Genomic DNA, 16,009 nt, shown 5'->3' with positions numbered 1-16,009 from the left:
CCGACTGACAGAGGGCTTCGCCATGAGAAGCACTGATCAGGACGATCCATTCAACCTGCAACGTTTCGTGCTCGCCCAGGACCCGGTGTTCGAGCGGGTCCAGCGCGAGCTCGGCGAGGGCCGCAAGCGCAGCCACTGGATGTGGTTTGTGTTCCCGCAGTTCGCCGGGCTCGGCGGCAGTGAGATGTCCCGGCGCTTCGCCATCGGCTCCGCCGGTGAAGCCCGGGCCTATCTGGCCCATGAGCTGCTCGGCGCCCGGCTGCGCACCTGCGCGCAGCTTGTGCTCAATGTGCCGCAGCGTTCGATTGCCGAGATTTTCGGCCACCCGGACGACCTGAAATTCCACTCATCGATGACCCTGTTCGCCCAGTTCGCCGACGACGACAGCCTCTGGCATCAAGCGCTGGAGCGTTACTTCCACGGCATTCAGGACGAATGGACCCTGCAGTTGCTGGACTCAAAACAGGCCCAGTTGGCCCCCGATCAGGGTTGAGAAATCGTCGTCGACAAACGGCAGGATCGCATCCGCCACCGGTTGCAGCTGGCGGGTGATGTAATGGTCGTAGTCGATGGCTGCGCGGCGCACTTCCAGCGGCTCGGGCCCGGCCAGGGTGATGACGTAGCTGATCCAGCCGCCGTTCTGGTATTGCCGCGGGCGACCGTGCTCTGCGTTGTAATCATCGGCCAGGCGTGCGGCGCGCACATGCGGCGGCACGTTGCGTTCGTAGTCGTCGAGGGTGCGGCGCAGGCGCTTGCGGTAGACCAGTCGTTCGTCGAACTCGCCGGCCAACGTCTTGCGCACGTACTCGCGCACATAATCCTGATACGGCTTGCGCTGGAAGATCCGCTCGTACAGCTCCTGCTGGAACTGCCGGGCCAGCAGCGACCAGTCGGTGCGCACGGTTTCCAGGCCTTTGTAGACCATTTCCTCGCTGCCGTCGGCGCGGGTCACCAGGCCGGCATAGCGCTTTTTACTGCCCTCCTCGGCGCCGCGAATGGTAGGCATCAGGAACCGTTTGTAGTGGGTTTCGAACTGCAATTCCAGGGCGCTTTCCAGCCCGTACTGCTCGCGCACATGTTCGCGCCACCAGTCGTTGACGTGCGCAACCAATGCCCGGCCGATTTGCGCGGCCTCCTCCTGACCGTGGGGACGACGCAGCCAGACGAAGGTCGAATCGGTATCGCCATAGATCACCGCGTGACCCTCGGCTTCGATCAGTTGCCGGGTACGCAGCATGATTTCATGGCCGCGCAAAGTGATCGACGACGCCAGCCGCGTATCGAAAAACCGGCAACCGCTAGAACCGAGCACGCCGTAGAAGGCGTTCATGATGATCTTCAGCGCCTGGGACAACGGCGCGTTGTGCTCGCGTTTGGCAGTCTCGCGACCCTCGGCGACCCGGGCGACGATGGACGGCAGGCAATGCCGGGTGCGAGAGAAACGCGCGCCGCGAAAACCCGGCACCGAATCGGCGTCATCCGGATGCTGCAAGCCTTCGATCAACCCCACCGGGTCGATCAGGAAGGTGCGGATGATCGACGGATAAAGGCTCTTGTAGTCAAGCACCAGCACCGATTCGTACAGACCCGGCTGCGAGTCCATAACAAACCCGCCGGGGCTGGCCTGCGGCGGATTGGTGCCAAGGTTTGGCGCCACAAAACCCTGGCGGTGCATCAACGGCATGTACAAATGGGTGAACGCCGCCACCGAACCGCCACTGCGATCCGCCGGCAGACCGGTGACGCTGGCACGCTCCAGCAAGAATTTCAGCAGATCGGTTTTGGCGAAGATCCGCGTGACCAGTTCGCAGTCCTTGAGGTTGTACTTGGCCAGCGCCGGTTTGTCCTCGGCGAACATGCGGTTGATTTCGTCCATGCGCTGGTACGGGTTGTCGATCGACTTGCCCTCGCCGAGCAAAGTCCGGGCGACGTTCTCCAGGCTGAACGACGGAAAACTCCAGGTCGCCGAACGCAGGGATTCGATGCCATCGATGATCAACCGCCCCGCCGCTGCCGCGAAGTAATGATTGCGGCTGCCGTGTTCGCGCCACTGCATTTCCTCGCCGCCGCGCCCGAGCTTGAGCGGCACGCCGAGGCGTCGGGCGTGTTCATGGAGGATGCGCAGGTCGAACTGCACGAGGTTCCAGCCGATGATTGCGTCGGGGTCGTGGCGGGCGAACCAGTCGTTGAGTTTCTTCAGGATCAGCGTGCGCGATTCGCAGTACTCGAGATCGAAGTCGACAATGCTGTCATCACCGTTGGGCGCGCCGAGCATATACACCTGCCGTTCGCCGCAGCCCTCCAGCGCGATGGAATACAACTCGCCCTGCTCGGTGGTTTCGATGTCCAGCGAGACCAGTCGCAGTTGCGGACGATAGTCGGGTGCAGGCTTGAGATGAGCGTTGAGCAGCACACCGTCGGCATCGGGCGTGCCGCTGAACCACACCGGCGCCGTAATGAAACGCTCCATCAGGTAGCGCTCGGGCGGCCGTACATCGGCTTCGAAGACATCGACACTGTGGCGGTTAAGCGCCGTTTCCAGGCGCATCAACTGGCCGTGTTGCTGGCAATACAGCCCGAGCACCGGGCGATGCTCGAAATCCTGCAGGGCCAGGGGGCGCAGTTCGACGTTCTTTTCGTCCGCCAGCACCCGCTCGGCCTGCTCGCGCTGCGCCGCCGGGATGAACGCCACCGACGGCTGATGCGGCAGGCGCACGCGGCGCGGCCCGGCGTCGGTCGCCAGCCAGAACTCGACTTCGGTGCCGGCCGGGGTGTCACGCCAATGCCGGGTCAGGACGAAGCCCTGCTGTAAATCCACCGCTGCGACCTCAAGAATTGATTCAGACGGGCATTCTACGCGGCATTGCCGCCTCCGGTGGCAAAGGCCTCGCCAGGAAAAAACCGTCAAATGACGTTTTTTGCGTGTTATCTGCCGTTTTGCGACCTTGCTCTGTGCGCCACGGTCTACGATGCTTGGAGAACAACGACAACACCTGAGTAACCGCCATGAAAACCGTCGCCCAGCTGCTCAAGCTCAAAGATCAGAAAAATCAGGAAGTGCACCAGATCAAGCCCGATCACATGGTGCTCGAAGCGCTGATGAAGATGGCCGAGAAAAACGTCGGCGCCTTGCTCGTGGTGGAAGACGAAAAAGTGGTGGGCATCATCAGCGAGCGTGATTACGCACGCAAACTGGTGCTCCATGGACGCTCCTCGGTGGGCACCCCGGTGCGTGACATCATGGTGGCGAACGTGATCACGGTGGATACCCACCAGACCGTCGACACCTGCCTGAGCATCATGTCCGACAAACGCCTGCGTCACTTGCCGGTGGTGGAAAACGGCAAACTGCTGGGCCTGCTGTCAATCGGCGACCTGGTCAAGGAAGCGATTGCCGAACAGGCCGAGCTGATCAAACAGCTGGAGCAGTACATTCGCGGGGAGTGATCAAACGGGCCAATGCCTTGCAAAGACCGGCGCCAGCACCGGGTGCCGGTCGATGCGTTGCAGCCACGCATAAAACCCCGGCCGGGCCTGGCGCAAGTGTTCGCGGGTGCCGGCCCAGCGTGTGACCACTGCGGCCAATACGTCCAGCGCCCCCGGTGTTTCATCGTCCAGATACAGCTCGGCGGAAAACTGGTCGGCGAACACTTCCCACATCCAGTGCAATCGCTCCCGGGCGCCGGTCATCAAGTTCTGCCGCGATGCTTCGTCCGGCATCACCAGCCAACGCTCGGGGTAATCGATGACACCGATGGCCCCGTAGCAATTGCTGACGATGTAGACCAGACCGCGAATGGCCTGATCACGATCAGAAGCGCTGGCCGGCAACAAACCGGATGTTGGAAAACTCAACCCGAGATGAATCAGGATCGCTGCGCTTTCGGTCAGTGCGCTGCCATCGGGCAGTTGCAGGGTCGGAATCTGCTTGAGCGGATTGAGCCTGGCCAATTCCTGCGCCGCTTCGGCGCTGGCTTCGGTGTCGATGAAGCGGTAGGCGATCTGGCACAGTTCGAGCGCGGCCTCGATGGCCGCTGCCCCTGAATTCCTGTGGCCGTAAAGTTGATACATGTTCCCCCCCTCTAAATAGCGACTCCCCGTCTGCCCTGGAGTGTAGAAGGCGCGGCGGATATCGCCGCCGCGAGCCGATGACTGAATCGTCAATCCCGAGCCATGCAGCGCCGATAACGCTCATCGACCCGTTTGGCGAACCACGCGGTGGTCAGTTTGCGAGTGATCTTCGGGCTTTGCAGGACAATCCCCGGCAGCACCGCCCGGGGCAATGATTTGCCTTCTGCCTTGTCCGCCAGTTCGAAGACCCGTTGATACAGTTTTGTTTCTTCAAACCCCAGGGTGTTGCCCTTCTCCAGTTGCTCGCGGATCACCGGATTGCGCATGCCCAATGAGTTGCCAAGCTTGCGCACCGCCAGTTCGGTGGTACCCGGCATGATCGAGTCGTAGCGGATCAGGTCGCCATCCAGCGCCAGCGGCACACCCGACACGCGACTGACCGCATTCTGAAACGCCGCATTGCGACTGGCGTACCACCCGGCGTTGAAGTCGGCGAAACGGTACAGCGGTTCGCGATAACCCACCGGGTAACCCAGCAAATGGGCGATGCCGAAATACATGCCGCCTCGGCGGGTGAACACTTCGTGGCGAATCGTGCCGCTCACCGGATACGGATACCCCTTGGCGTGCTGCTCGGCGAACTCGATGCTGACCTGCATCGGCCCGGCGGTGTGCACCGGGTTGAAGCCGCCAAACAGCGTGCGCCCCATCGGCACCATGCCGATGAAGTCATCGAAAATGGCGCTCAGGTCTTTCTCGGTACGTGCCGCGCTCAGGCGTTCGCTGTAGCTCTTGCCGTTGGGCGAGCGCACCTGCAAGGCGCCGCTGACCAACAGGCTCGGGATGTGCACTTTGGCGGCACGCCGGTCGATCTCGTCGCGGGCGATCTTGCCCAGGCCCGGTACCGGCGGGTCGACCTGAAAGTTGGATTCCTGCTCGGCGACGGCCAGCACCGAACACAGGTTTTGCGTGGTCGGGCTGATACCCTGGGCAGCGAACGCAGTGTAGATGTCCGTGGCCCAGCCCTGGCGGTCGACGGTTTTCGCCGGCAGCAGGCGCACGATCTGCGCCTTGACCTCGGCCGGCGGGCGCGGGGCCGGTTCCCGGCTGCGCTGCCCGGCGCAACCGGCCAGCACCAGCAACGCGGCGAGGCTGAGAAATAATCGAGGGCTTTGCATAACGCTCCATGAAGTCCGTTGAGCCGGGTTTACCCTACGCCCAATCCCGGGTTGCAGGATAGGACTACGGGCCGGCGACGCTGTTCCATCACCCCGTTTGGCAGGCCGACTGGCCGTGCCCGCCCGCTGATCCATACTTGCTGCTGCACACTCAGTGGCAAAGGGCACGCGAGGAGGACAGACCATGAACCGCAGTGACGTTCTGATCATCGGCGCGGGCCCCACCGGACTGGTACTGGCCCTGTGGCTGAGCAAACTGGGCGTGCGCGTACGCATCCTCGACAAGACCTCCGGCCCCGGCACCACCTCGCGAGCACTGGCGGTGCAGGCGCGAACGCTTGAACTGTACCGGCAACTGGACCTCGCCGAAGCCGTGGTGCGCAATGGTCACCGGGTGGCGGCGGCGAATTTCTGGGTCAAGGGCAAAGCCGTGGCGCAAATGCCGCTGAACCGGATCGGCGAAGGGCTGACGCCCTATGCTTTCCTGGAAATCTACCCGCAGGACGAACACGAACGGTTGCTGATCGACCGCCTCGAAGACTACGACGTGACGGTCGAGCGCAACACCACGCTGGAGAGTTTCACGGAAAACGGCGACGGCCTCACCGCCCATTTGCGTCTGCCGGATGGCGAGCAGGAGATCTGTCAGGCCTGCTATCTGGCGGGTTGTGACGGCGCCCGGTCGGTGGTGCGCAAGACCCTCGATACCGGTTTTCCCGGTGGCACCTATCAGCAGATTTTTTATGTCGCCGACGTAAAGGCCAGCGGCCCGGCGCTCAACGGCGAGTTGCATCTGGATCTGGATGAGGCGGACTTTCTGGCAGTGTTCCCGCTGGCCGGCGAAGGTCGCGCGCGACTGATCGGCACGGTGCGCGACGAACGTGCGGATCGCGCCGAAACCCTGGAGTTTTCCGATGTCAGCAGCCGCGCCATCGAGCATTTGAACGTGCACATCGAGGACGTCAACTGGTTCTCCACTTACCGCGTGCATCATCGGGTGGCGGATCACTTTCGCAAAGGCCGGGCGTTTCTGCTTGGCGACGCGGCCCACGTGCACAGCCCCGCCGGCGGTCAAGGCATGAACACCGGCATCGGCGATGCGATCAACCTGGCGTGGAAACTCGCGGCGGTGCTCGGCGGCGCAGCCACGCCAAAGCTGCTCGACAGCTACGAAACCGAACGCATCGCCTTCGCCCGGCGCCTGGTGTCGACTACCGACAAGGTCTTCAGTTTCGTCACCGCCGAAGGACGAATGGCCGACCTGTTGCGCACACGGCTGGCACCGTTCGTGATCCCGAAAATGGCCTCATTCGAGACCAGTCGCGAATTCCTGTTTCGCACGGTGTCGCAAATCACCGTCAACTACCGGGGCATGGCGTTGAGTGAAGGCGTGGCCGGGCATGTGCACGGCGGCGACCGCTTGCCGTGGGCCCTTGATGGCGAGGGGGATAATTACGAACCGCTGCGCAACCCGTGCTGGCAGGTGCATGTGTACGGCGACACCAGCGACGAAATGATCGCCTGGTGCAATGAACATCACTTGCCGCTGCACGTGTTCGACTGGCGCCCGGCGTTTGAAACGGCAGGACTGGGGCGCAACGGTTTTTACCTGCTGCGCCCGGATACTTACGTGGCGATTGCCGACAACAGCGCGGATCCGAAGGTGATCGAACGGTACTTTCGTGATCACGGGATCCGCCCGTTTTTCTCCTGATTCAAGAACACCACAAACCACTGTGGGAGCGAGCCTGCTCGCGATGGCGTCTTATCAGACAACACTGCATTGACTGACATACCGCTATCGCGAGCAGGCTCGCTCCCACAGTGGGCTTCGCGGTTTTGCTTAAATCCCGGCCAGGGCCAGGTCCATCGCAAAGTAGGTGAAGATCAGGTCCGCACCCGCGCGCTTGATCGCACCGAGGCTTTCGCGCACCACGCGGTCTTCGTCGATGGCCCCGGCCTGGGCGCCGAACTTGATCATCGCGTACTCGCCGCTGACCTGATATGCCGACAGCGGCAGGTTCGAGGCTTCACGGATGTCGCGGATGATGTCGAGGTAGGCGCCGGCCGGTTTGACCATCAGCGCATCGGCGCCTTCCTGCTCGTCGAGCAGCGATTCGCGCAGGGCTTCGCGGCGGTTCATCGGGTTCATCTGATAGCTTTTGCGGTCGCCCTTCAGCGCGCTGCCACCGGCCTCGCGGAACGGGCCGTAAAGCGCCGAGGCGAATTTGGTCGAGTAGGCCATGATCGGAATCTGCGTGAACCCGGCATCGTCCAGCGCCCGGCGAATCGCCCGCACCTGGCCGTCCATTGCCGCCGACGGTGCGATCACATCGGCACCGGCACGGGCGGCGGCCACGGCTTGCTTGCCGAGGTTGATCAGGGTCTGGTCGTTGTCGACTTCATGGTTATGCATCACACCGCAATGGCCATGGTCGGTGTACTCGCAGAAGCAGGTGTCGGACATCACGATCATTTCCGGCACGGCGTCCTTGGCGATCCGCGACATGCGCGACACCAGACCGTTTTCGCGCCAGGTGTCGCTGCCGTTGGCGTCCAGATGGTGGGACACGCCGAAGGTCATCACCGACTTGATCCCGGCCCGGGCATAGCGCTCGATCTCGCTGGCCAGTTTGCGCTCCGGAATGCGCATCACGCCGGGCATGCTCTTGATCGGCACGAAGTCGTCGATTTCTTCCTCGACGAAGATCGGCAGCACCAGATCGTTGAGCGAAAACTCGGTTTCCTGGAACAGGCTGCGCAGGCTCGCATTGCGGCGCAGACGGCGTGGACGTGCTTCGGGGAACTGACTGGACATGGGGCCTTTCCTGAAAAACGGGCAGATGAGACGAAAGTCGTAGGGGGCGAAGCTTATGCCTTGCGGGGGACGGGGTACAAACCTGGATCAATCAACAGTGCATTACCGGGCGCGCAATAATGTGCGCACCCGGCTCACACCGACTTATGAAGGGATGGTCAACCCGCGCACCACCGCCGGCCGCGCCAGAAAGCGCTCCAGCACCCGGGTGACGTTCGGGAAGTCCTTGATGCCGACCAGATCGCCCGCCTCGTAGAAACCGATCAGGTTGCGCACCCACGGGAACGTGGCGATGTCGGCGATGGTGTAGCGCTCGCCCATGATCCAGTCACGCCCTTCGAGGCGGGTGTTGAGGACGCTGAGCAGGCGTTTGCTTTCGTCGACGTAGCGGTCGCGGGGACGCTTGTCTTCGTAGTCCTTGCCGGCGAATTTGTTGAAGAAACCGAGCTGTCCGAACATCGGGCCGATGCCGCCCATCTGGAACATCAGCCACTGAATGGTTTCGTAGCGCAGCGCGCCTTCCTGGGCGAGCAACTGGCCGCTTTTGTCGGCGAGGTAAATCAGGATCGCGCCGGACTCGAACAACGGCAGCGGTTTGTCTTCCGGGCCATGGGGGTCGAGGATCGCCGGGATTTTGTTGTTCGGGTTCAGCGAGAGGAATTCCGGGGACATCTGATCGTTGGTGTCGAAGCCCACGCGGTGCGGCTCGTAGGGCAGACCGATCTCTTCGAGCATGATCGAGACCTTGACGCCGTTGGGGGTCGGCAGGGAATAGAGCTGAATCCAGTCAGGGTACTGCGCCGGCCATTTCTGGGTGATCGGGAACGCGGACAGATCGGTCATGTGTAGCATCCAGTCACAAAATGAAAGGCCTGAGCATAATCCACGTTTTCCGCGCTGGCTCGGGTTCTTTTTGTCGCTTTCTTAATTTCGCAACATCCTGTCGCTAACCTCCACTCAAGCCGTTCAGCGTTGCCTTTAGAGTGCGTCCCGGCAATCGGATCGAACCAAAAGGCCTGTGAGGGCTCCAAGAAAGCCAATCAAGACAGGGAAGACACCCGGCTCCGGCAGCCCGTGGTGCAGAGGTTTGTCAGCCTTAACCAAACACGCTGAAGAATCCTTATCTCATGACGAACTTGATGAAAGTCGCCAGACGCTTCAAACATCGCGCCTACGTTGCCCTGCCCTCGCTGCTGGCGATGAGCGCGCTGTTCCTGTCCCTGGAGTCCAGCGAAAGCCGCGCGCAACCGGTGGACGGCACCCAGACCCTGATCTTTCTGCGTCACGGGGAAAAACCTGCCGGCGGCCTCGGCCAGCTCAACTGCCAGGGCTTGAACCGCGCCCTCGAACTGTCGACCCTGCTGCCGGAAAAATTCGGCAAGGCCGACTATGTGTTCGCCGCCAACCCGACGCGCAATGTCGAGGAAGGCGAGCTGGACAACTCATACAGCTACATCCGCCCCCTGATGACCATCAGCCCCGCCGCGATCAAGCTCGGCCTGCCGGTGAACATCGAGTTCTCGGCCAATGACACCAGCGATCTGGCCCGGGAACTGATCGCCGACAAGTACCACAACTCGATCATCTACACCGCGTGGTCCCACGGTTACCTGCCGGAGCTGATCAACAAGGTCGCCGGCAAGGCGGTGGGCGAGAAACAGACCATCACCGAGGACTGGGCGTCCGGCGACTATGACTCGCTGTATGTGCTGACCCTGACCTGGCACAACGGCAAGGCCAGCCTGCAGAGCCACAGTTACAAGCAGGGGCTGGACAATGGCAAGGTCACTTGCCCGACTTGAGTGTTGTGCTGTCTGCTCTACCCCTTTCGCGAGCAAGCCCGCTCCCACATTCAATCTTGTGCCGAACTCAAATGACGGGTTCAGCTGATTTCCATTGTGGGAGCGGGCTTGCCCGCGAAGAGGCCGCTGAATAGCATCAAGCTTTCTGATCCAGGCGATCATGCAGATATTCAAGGACTGCTTTCTGCTCCCCCGCAAACTCGATCCGCGCGCCCTTCTTCTCGCGCTGAAACACATACATCGGGTCGTAATACTCACGCAGCAAGCCTTCGATCCAGCCCCGGTGCAAGTCCACCGAACCGCTGCTCCCCTGCTCGGCCAGTGCGTCTTCCATCAACAGCAGCATCCGCCGGTGGCGTTCGCCGCCCAGACGTTTCTGCACATTGTTCAGGCTCTCGAGCAAGCGTTCGGAGAACAGCTCGAAACCCTGCTCGCCATGTACCGTCGAAAACTCGGCCGACAGGTCCACCACATAATCGCGCAGGATCCGCTGCACCCGATCCTCGAAGCTGTCTTCCAGCCAGACCATCGGGTAGTGCTGCATGCCCTGATACAACGGCAGCGGCAGCGCGCAACTGCCCACCACCCTGCTCTCGTCTTCGAGGACGAACTGGTCGATACCGGCGTCGCGTTTCTTGAGGAGGTCGATGGCCAGGCGGTTTTCGAAGTCGATGTTCGATGGCTGGCCGGTGGCGCGCTTCCCGAAGCTGGAGCCGCGATGGTTGGCGTGGCCTTCCAGGTCCAGGCCGTTGCGCAATTGCACCAGCAGTTCGGTCTTGCCGGTGCCGGTCATGCCGCCCAACAGCACGAAATCACATTGGTTTACGGCTTGTTCAAGGGTGTCGATCAGGAAGTTGCGCAGTGCCTTGTAGCCGCCACCGATGCGCGGATAGTCGATCCCGGCTTCGCTCTTGAGCCACTGCTGGGTGATCTGCGAGCGCAGGCCACCGCGAAAACAATAGAGATACCCGTCGGGATGGGCCCGGGCGAATTCGGCCCAGGCCTCGATGCGTTCGGCCTTCACCGCGCCGGACACCAAATGGTGGCCCAGTTCGATAGCGGCCTGCTGGCCATGCTGCTTGTAGCAGGTGCCGACCTTTTGCCGTTCGAGGTCATTCATCAGCGGCAGGTTGACCGCGCCGGGGAACGCGCCCTTGTGAAATTCGACCGGCGCGCGGGCATCCATCAGCGGCCGGTCGTTGAGGAAAATATCGCGGTAATCGGTGCAGTCGCGGAGCATCAAATCACCTCGACTGCGTGGGTCTGTCGCTCGACCAGTTCGCCGATCGGCGCCAGGTTCAGGCCCAGCTCAGCGGCCACGGCGAGAAATTCGGCGTTGCCTTCCGGAGTCACGGCCAGCAGCAGGCCGCCGCTGGTCTGCGGATCGCACAACACCCGCTTGTGCAGTTCCTGCACACGTCCGAGCTTGCTTGAATAGCTGTCGAAATTGCGCAAGGTGCCGCCGGGGACACAGCCCTGATCGAGGTAGTACTCGACGCTGTCCAGACGCGGCACGCGGTCATAGGCGATACGCGCGGTGAGGTGGCTGCCGTCGGCCATTTCCACCAGATGCCCGAGCAGGCCGAAACCGGTGACGTCGGTCATCGCGGTCACTCCGGACAACTTGCCGAAACGGCTACCGGGTTTGTTCAGCGTACACATCCAGTCCCGGGCCACGCCGATGTCGGCGTTACGCAGCTTGCCCTTCTTTTCCGCGGTGGTGAGGATGCCGATGCCCAGCGGTTTGGTCAGGTACAGCAGGCATCCGGCGGTGGCGGTGTCGTTGCGCTTCATGAAGCGCTTTTCCACCAGACCGGTGACGGCCAGGCCGAAGATCGGCTCCGGCGCATCGATCGAATGGCCGCCGGCCAGGGGAATACCCGCCGCGTCGCACACCGCGCGACCACCGCGAATCACTTCCCGCGCCACTTCCGGCGCCAGCACATTGACCGGCCAGCCGAGGATGGCAATGGCCATCAACGGGTCACCGCCCATGGCGTAGATATCGCTGATGGCGTTGGTCGCCGCGATCCGGCCGAAGTCGAACGGGTCATCGACGATCGGCATGAAGAAGTCGGTGGTCGACACCACACCGCGTTCGGCATCGATTTCATACACCGCCGCGTCATCACGCGAGGCGTTGCCGACCCACAGTTTCGGGTCGAGGTTCTGCGCGCCGCTGCCGGCAAGGATCACTTCCAGCACCTGCGGCGAAATCTTGCAGCCGCAACCGGCACCGTGGCTGTATTGGGTCAGACGGATGGGTTCGCTCATGGGGCAACCTCTGGCTGGGAATGGGGCGGATTCTAGCAGAGGGGGTTGGGAAGAAGGTTTCCGCCACCCATGCAATCTCCGCCTCCAGGGCCATGAACCTACTGCTGCACCTCGGCAAAGATCTCGGTGATCGGTCGATGCGGCTGGCGCTTTTGCAGTTGGCGTACCTGCTCACTCAGCCGCAGCAACTCTTCACTCGGTTTGGCCCACTGCTCTTTCGGCAGCGGTTCCGACCATTGGCGCATGGCCTCGGGCAGCGCCTGTTTGCCGATTCTTTCGAGGCGGCGCACTTCCCATTCGACGAGGTGGTTGGGAATCGTCCACAAGGTCATGACGTGATAGAGGTACCAGAAGAAACCCGACAGCCGCGAACGAGAGCCGTCGCGGATCTGCTGGTGCATGCGCGCTCGGGCATTGCGGAAGGTGTGCAGGCCTTCGTGGGGCGGGTCGTCGGGGCCTTGCAGGTCTTGCAGATCCTGGATCGATTTGAGGTCGTTGACCTCGTATTCCATGTAGCCGCGAATGGCTTCCCAATGGCTGATGGCGAGCGGCAGGCCGGCGCATTGGAATTCGAGGCTGGTGAGGGTTTCGCCGTGGTAGAAGCCGATGCCCATGCCGTATTGGCGGTGGATGCCGTATTGGGTGGCACCTTGGGCTTCGATGATCCAGGCGGAGAGGGATTCCCAAGGGACAAAGACTGGTTCGGTGGCGCCTTCGGGCATGAAGCAGACTTCGCGGCGTTGGCGGTTGAAGCGGGTCGGGATGATTGAGGCGCGTTTTTTGTGGTTGTGGTGCCAGACGGCCAGTCCTATGGACAGCATTGCAAATGCGGTCAGCAATCCCAGTTTTGATGACGGAAAAAATAATTCCTCCGCAAACTCCCAGGAATACAGCCAGTCGTACCCCAACACGAGACCAAAACAAAAACTGAATATAGGTAGTAAGACAGACCACATGAAGGTCATGGTTAGTGCCCCCCCTAAAATCACCTGCCACGAAAATATTTGCGGTGATCCTAATCCGAAATCCATGTACCCATCATTCAGCTCGCCAATATGCGGACCATAAGATGGCATTTGAGTTGGCAAGGGTAGCGGCGCAAGATAAGTAACCTTTCCACTTGGAAACGGCTCCGTATCTCCTGCCTTTTTGGGTTGTTCAAGCTGCTGCACAACCAATGGCTCGACGAGATTATTCGGCATGATCGGCCTGCTCTAAAAACTGGGTTTCGACAAGCAAAATCGGCGGTTTCTCTTTGACGAGTTCAGGAGCAACCACTGAAAAATGACCATCACCCCGAGGATCGATATGAATGACACGGGTGCGCGATGTCCATTCACCTTTGTCGTTCAAGTTCTGAACACAAACGGCCAATTCCAGAGTTTCCTTCGCTGGCGTGAATTCGGCCCCCGTTCGCTGTTTGGGAAAACAATTCATGCGCGGCGCTTACCCGTAGATCCCGTGCGCTGCACCTCGGCAAAGATCTCGGTGATCGGCCGATGCGGCTGGCGCTTTTGCAGCTGGCGTACCTGCTCGCTCAGCCGCAGCAACTCTTCACTCGGTTTGGCCCACTGCTCTTTCGGCAGCGGTTCCGACCATTGGCGCATGGCCTCGGGCAGCGCTTGCTTGCCGATCCGTTCGAGGCGGCGCACTTCCCATTCGACGAGGTGGTTGGGAATCGTCCACAAGGTCATGACGTGATAGAGGTACCAGAAGAAACCCGACAGCCGCGAACGAGAGCCGTCGCGGATCTGCTGGTGCATGCGCGCGCGGGCATTGCGGAAGGTGTGCAGGCCTTCGTGGGGTGGGTCGTCGGGGCCTTGCAGGTCTTGCAGATCCTGGATCGATTTGAGGTCGTTGACCTCGTATTCCATGTAGCCGCGAATGGCTTCCCAGTGGCTGATGGCGAGCGGCAGGCCAGCGCATTGGAATTCGAGGCTGGTGAGGGTTTCGCCTTCGTAGAAGCCGATGCCCATGCCGTATTGGCGGTGGATGCCGTATTGGGTGGCACCTTGGGCTTCGATGATCCAGGCGGAGAGGGATTCCCAAGGGACGAAGACCGGTTCGGTGGCGCCTTCGGGCATGAAGCAGACTTCGCGGCGTTGGCGATTGAAGCGGGTCGGGATGATTGAGGCGCGTTTTTTGTGGTTGTGGTGCCAGACGCCGAGGGTGATGAGCAGCATGAATGGGCCAGTGAACGATATGTTCTCGCAGGCTATTTCAAAGATACCGACCATCGAGTCCCAGATGGCTTCCTGCCCGTACCCAAAAATAACTCCCAAAAACCCGGTAATCAGTGGGAATAAGAAAACTACTGTGAAAGACACGCTCAATGGTCCACCCAATACGACCTGCCAAGAAAAGACTTGTGGCGACCCCAACCCAAAGTCCATGTACTCATTATTCAACTCACCGATATGTGGGCCGTAAGGTGGCATTAGTGTTGGTAATGGCAGCGGAGAGACATAAGTAATTTGCCCACTCGGAAACGGCTCCGTATCTCCTGCCTTTCTGGGTTGTTCAAGCTGCTGCACAACCAATGGCTCGATGAGATTATTCGGCATGATCGGCCTGCTCTAAAAACTGGGTTTCGACAAGCAAAATCGGCGGTTTCTCTTTGACGAGTTCAGGAGCAACCACTGAAAAATGACCATCACCCCGAGGATCGATATGAATGACACGGGTGCGCGATGTCCATTCACCTTTGTCGTTCAAGTTCTGAACACAAACGGCCAGCTCCAAAATTTCTTTCGCGGGAGTGAACTCAGAATCAGGATCTACCGGGTACTGCAGACAAAGCACCAGTTTCTCTCGCGTAGATTGAACAATACGTGAGCTCCTGACGATCTCATCACTGATCACTTCCTTGCGCTCTCGCGGCGCTCCTCGGCTATGCAAGGGAATGGAGATACGGTGCGCGCCGATACCTAATCGATATTTCGATTTGCCCCCCAAAGGAGGCAGAAGATCACTCAACGTCAGTCTTGGTAGCACCAAGTGGATATCGCTGGGTTTGGCTTTGAACAACAGTTTTTTCAGCCAGGAGTCGTATGGATTTGGGCCAAGTTGCGCATAAGGCGCGTGGATCAGAAAGGCCAGATAACTCTGATAGTCATCCAGTGTGTGATCACCGCGCATTTCCGTGTCCCGGCTCCAAGGCGTGATCTTCAGCCACTTGTCGTGGGCGCTAAGGTTGTAGCGGTTGAACAGCCAGGTGCCGCTGAGTTCCAAAACGGTGAACAGCGCACCCGCCAAATTGAAGCGGAAGAACACTGTTGATAGACGTGTACCGGCGGCGGCCCAGGCAGCAGTTCGTGAAGCCTTGTTCGGAGCAGTCAATACAGTGAAAGAGGCGTGGACGGTATGACTCAGTCCGTAAGCGTTAACCGTTACCATGCCACCAGCGCCTATTGTGGCTAGCGCAGCTGCCCCCTGCGCCGAGTGCTCGCCACTACGAATCGCTTGCTGCCAATTTTTTTCCTGGTTGTTAAAACTCATCGCTGATGACACCAAACCAAAGCCATAAGTGAAGAAACCCAACCCAATATGTAACATCCCCATCTGTACATTCACATTCAACAATGCATGGTGCTGAAGCCCTGCAACAAGCGCAGCTCCACGAGCTTTCATCGCCGTATCTGCAAGACTCTGCGCCGCAGTGAACCCAGCTGCTCCCGTCGCAGCCAAAGCAGAAAAAAAGTCCGCCTGCTTCTTCTTGTCTCGGGTCTGCTTCATCAACTCCCGATAAGCCCCCACCAAATTCACCACCTGCACCAAAACCACCACCAACCCCATCCCTTCCGTCTTCACCAGACTCCCCGCCGACACCCCACCCTGTCTCTTATACACATCTGACGCTGCCGACG

14 protein-coding genes and 1 pseudogene are annotated in these 16,009 nt (G+C 60.5%); 4 read left to right on the top strand and 11 right to left on the bottom strand.

Features of this window, described 5'->3' with window-relative positions; all coding sequences use genetic code 11:
• The first annotated feature begins 22 nt into the window (after positions 1–22).
• On the top strand, positions 23–493 hold the full coding sequence (locus tag DXT77_RS13750; protein ID WP_119427981.1) for a DUF1810 domain-containing protein: 471 nt from the start codon (positions 23–25) through the stop codon (positions 491–493).
• Here DXT77_RS13750 and DXT77_RS13745 read toward each other — a convergent pair.
• Positions 458–2,818, bottom strand: a complete 2,361-nt coding sequence (locus DXT77_RS13745) for a DNA polymerase II (RefSeq protein ID WP_119427980.1) — start codon at positions 2,816–2,818, stop codon at positions 458–460. The two genes, DXT77_RS13750 and DXT77_RS13745, sit on opposite strands and share 36 nt — an antisense overlap.
• Before the next feature lie 188 nt (positions 2,819–3,006).
• Here DXT77_RS13745 and DXT77_RS13740 point away from each other — a divergent pair, with 188 nt between their 5' ends.
• A complete protein-coding gene (locus DXT77_RS13740; protein ID WP_085712511.1) occupies positions 3,007–3,447 on the top strand; it encodes a CBS domain-containing protein in 441 nt (146 codons plus the stop codon).
• Here DXT77_RS13740 and DXT77_RS13735 read toward each other — a convergent pair whose 3' ends face one another.
• Both DXT77_RS13735 and DXT77_RS13730 read right to left on the bottom strand, forming a co-directional pair.
• Positions 3,448–4,071, bottom strand: coding sequence for a glutathione S-transferase N-terminal domain-containing protein (locus DXT77_RS13735; RefSeq protein ID WP_119427979.1), 624 nt, complete (start codon positions 4,069–4,071; stop codon positions 3,448–3,450). It abuts the gene before it with no gap.
• Positions 4,072–4,160: 89 nt separating this feature from the next.
• A complete protein-coding gene (locus DXT77_RS13730) occupies positions 4,161–5,249 on the bottom strand; it encodes a DUF1615 domain-containing protein (protein WP_119427978.1) in 1,089 nt (362 codons plus the stop codon).
• 184 nt (positions 5,250–5,433) lie between these two features.
• Between DXT77_RS13730 and DXT77_RS13725 the strand changes: the two genes are divergently transcribed.
• Positions 5,434–6,963 carry an FAD-dependent oxidoreductase gene (locus tag DXT77_RS13725; RefSeq protein WP_119427977.1) on the top strand — a complete coding sequence of 510 codons (1,530 nt, stop codon included), beginning with the start codon at positions 5,434–5,436 and terminating at the stop codon, positions 6,961–6,963.
• Positions 6,964–7,092: 129 nt separating this feature from the next.
• On the opposite strand, the gene hemB is transcribed toward DXT77_RS13725, so the two are convergent.
• Both hemB and DXT77_RS13715 read right to left on the bottom strand, forming a co-directional pair.
• On the bottom strand, positions 7,093–8,067 hold the full coding sequence (hemB, locus tag DXT77_RS13720) for a porphobilinogen synthase (protein ID WP_003223551.1): 975 nt from the start codon (positions 8,065–8,067) through the stop codon (positions 7,093–7,095).
• A 144-nt stretch (positions 8,068–8,211) separates the two neighbouring features.
• On the bottom strand, positions 8,212–8,910 hold the full coding sequence (locus DXT77_RS13715; RefSeq protein WP_085712517.1) for a glutathione S-transferase family protein: 699 nt from the start codon (positions 8,908–8,910) through the stop codon (positions 8,212–8,214).
• Positions 8,911–9,194: 284 nt separating this feature from the next.
• On the opposite strand from DXT77_RS13715, the gene DXT77_RS13710 reads away from it, so the two are divergent.
• The gene (locus DXT77_RS13710) at positions 9,195–9,869 is read left to right on the top strand and encodes a histidine phosphatase family protein (RefSeq protein WP_119427976.1); all 675 of its coding nucleotides are present in this window, start codon (positions 9,195–9,197) and stop codon (positions 9,867–9,869) included.
• Between the two features lie 136 nt (positions 9,870–10,005).
• Here DXT77_RS13710 and mnmH read toward each other — a convergent pair whose 3' ends face one another.
• The 6 genes and pseudogenes from mnmH to DXT77_RS13680 form a co-directional block, all read right to left on the bottom strand.
• Positions 10,006–11,109 carry a tRNA 2-selenouridine(34) synthase MnmH gene (gene mnmH / locus DXT77_RS13705; RefSeq protein WP_119427975.1) on the bottom strand — a complete coding sequence of 368 codons (1,104 nt, stop codon included), beginning with the start codon at positions 11,107–11,109 and terminating at the stop codon, positions 10,006–10,008.
• Positions 11,109–12,143: a selenide, water dikinase SelD gene (selD, locus tag DXT77_RS13700; protein ID WP_085712520.1), complete on the bottom strand. Its 1,035-nt coding sequence runs from the start codon at positions 12,141–12,143 to the stop codon at positions 11,109–11,111. Before selD ends, mnmH begins: the two co-directional genes overlap by 1 nt.
• Positions 12,144–12,241: 98 nt before the next feature.
• Entirely contained in the window at positions 12,242–13,345 is a 1,104-nt protein-coding gene (locus tag DXT77_RS13695) for a hypothetical protein (protein WP_119427974.1), read from the bottom strand.
• On the bottom strand, positions 13,335–13,580 hold the full coding sequence (locus tag DXT77_RS13690; RefSeq protein ID WP_147406999.1) for a hypothetical protein: 246 nt from the start codon (positions 13,578–13,580) through the stop codon (positions 13,335–13,337). The genes DXT77_RS13695 and DXT77_RS13690 overlap by 11 nt, the downstream gene beginning before the upstream one ends.
• Positions 13,577–14,326, bottom strand: coding sequence for a hypothetical protein (locus tag DXT77_RS13685; protein WP_256662943.1), 750 nt, complete (start codon positions 14,324–14,326; stop codon positions 13,577–13,579). Before DXT77_RS13685 ends, DXT77_RS13690 begins: the two co-directional genes overlap by 4 nt.
• Positions 14,327–14,696: 370 nt before the next feature.
• Positions 14,697–16,009 (bottom strand): annotated as a pseudogene (locus DXT77_RS13680) (hypothetical protein); the annotation flags it as partial.

The sequence above is a fragment of the Pseudomonas sp. 91RF genome, from assembly GCF_003576265.1.
Taxonomy (GTDB): Bacteria; Pseudomonadota; Gammaproteobacteria; order Pseudomonadales; family Pseudomonadaceae; genus Aquipseudomonas; species Aquipseudomonas kribbensis.
This window is presented reverse-complemented; position numbering and strand designations above follow the sequence as displayed.

What these genes read in the sequence shown, in the direction of transcription:
- DXT77_RS13695 (WP_119427974.1), bottom strand. Translation starts at nt 13,345, where the DNA reads ATGCCGAATAATCTCGTCGAGCCATTGGTTGTGCAGCAGCTTGAACAA.
- DXT77_RS13685 (WP_256662943.1), bottom strand. Translation starts at nt 14,326, where the DNA reads ATGCTGCTCATCACCCTCGGCGTCTGGCACCACAACCACAAAAAACGC.
- mnmH (WP_119427975.1), bottom strand. Translation starts at nt 11,109, where the DNA reads ATGCTCCGCGACTGCACCGATTACCGCGATATTTTCCTCAACGACCGG.
- hemB (WP_003223551.1), bottom strand. Translation starts at nt 8,067, where the DNA reads ATGTCCAGTCAGTTCCCCGAAGCACGTCCACGCCGTCTGCGCCGCAAT.
- selD (WP_085712520.1), bottom strand. Translation starts at nt 12,143, where the DNA reads ATGAGCGAACCCATCCGTCTGACCCAATACAGCCACGGTGCCGGTTGC.
- DXT77_RS13710 (WP_119427976.1), top strand. Translation starts at nt 9,195, where the DNA reads ATGACGAACTTGATGAAAGTCGCCAGACGCTTCAAACATCGCGCCTAC.
- DXT77_RS13725 (WP_119427977.1), top strand. Translation starts at nt 5,434, where the DNA reads ATGAACCGCAGTGACGTTCTGATCATCGGCGCGGGCCCCACCGGACTG.
- DXT77_RS13740 (WP_085712511.1), top strand. Translation starts at nt 3,007, where the DNA reads ATGAAAACCGTCGCCCAGCTGCTCAAGCTCAAAGATCAGAAAAATCAG.
- DXT77_RS13690 (WP_147406999.1), bottom strand. Translation starts at nt 13,580, where the DNA reads ATGAATTGTTTTCCCAAACAGCGAACGGGGGCCGAATTCACGCCAGCG.
- DXT77_RS13715 (WP_085712517.1), bottom strand. Translation starts at nt 8,910, where the DNA reads ATGACCGATCTGTCCGCGTTCCCGATCACCCAGAAATGGCCGGCGCAG.
- DXT77_RS13730 (WP_119427978.1), bottom strand. Translation starts at nt 5,249, where the DNA reads ATGCAAAGCCCTCGATTATTTCTCAGCCTCGCCGCGTTGCTGGTGCTG.
- DXT77_RS13750 (WP_119427981.1), top strand. Translation starts at nt 23, where the DNA reads ATGAGAAGCACTGATCAGGACGATCCATTCAACCTGCAACGTTTCGTG.
- DXT77_RS13735 (WP_119427979.1), bottom strand. Translation starts at nt 4,071, where the DNA reads ATGTATCAACTTTACGGCCACAGGAATTCAGGGGCAGCGGCCATCGAG.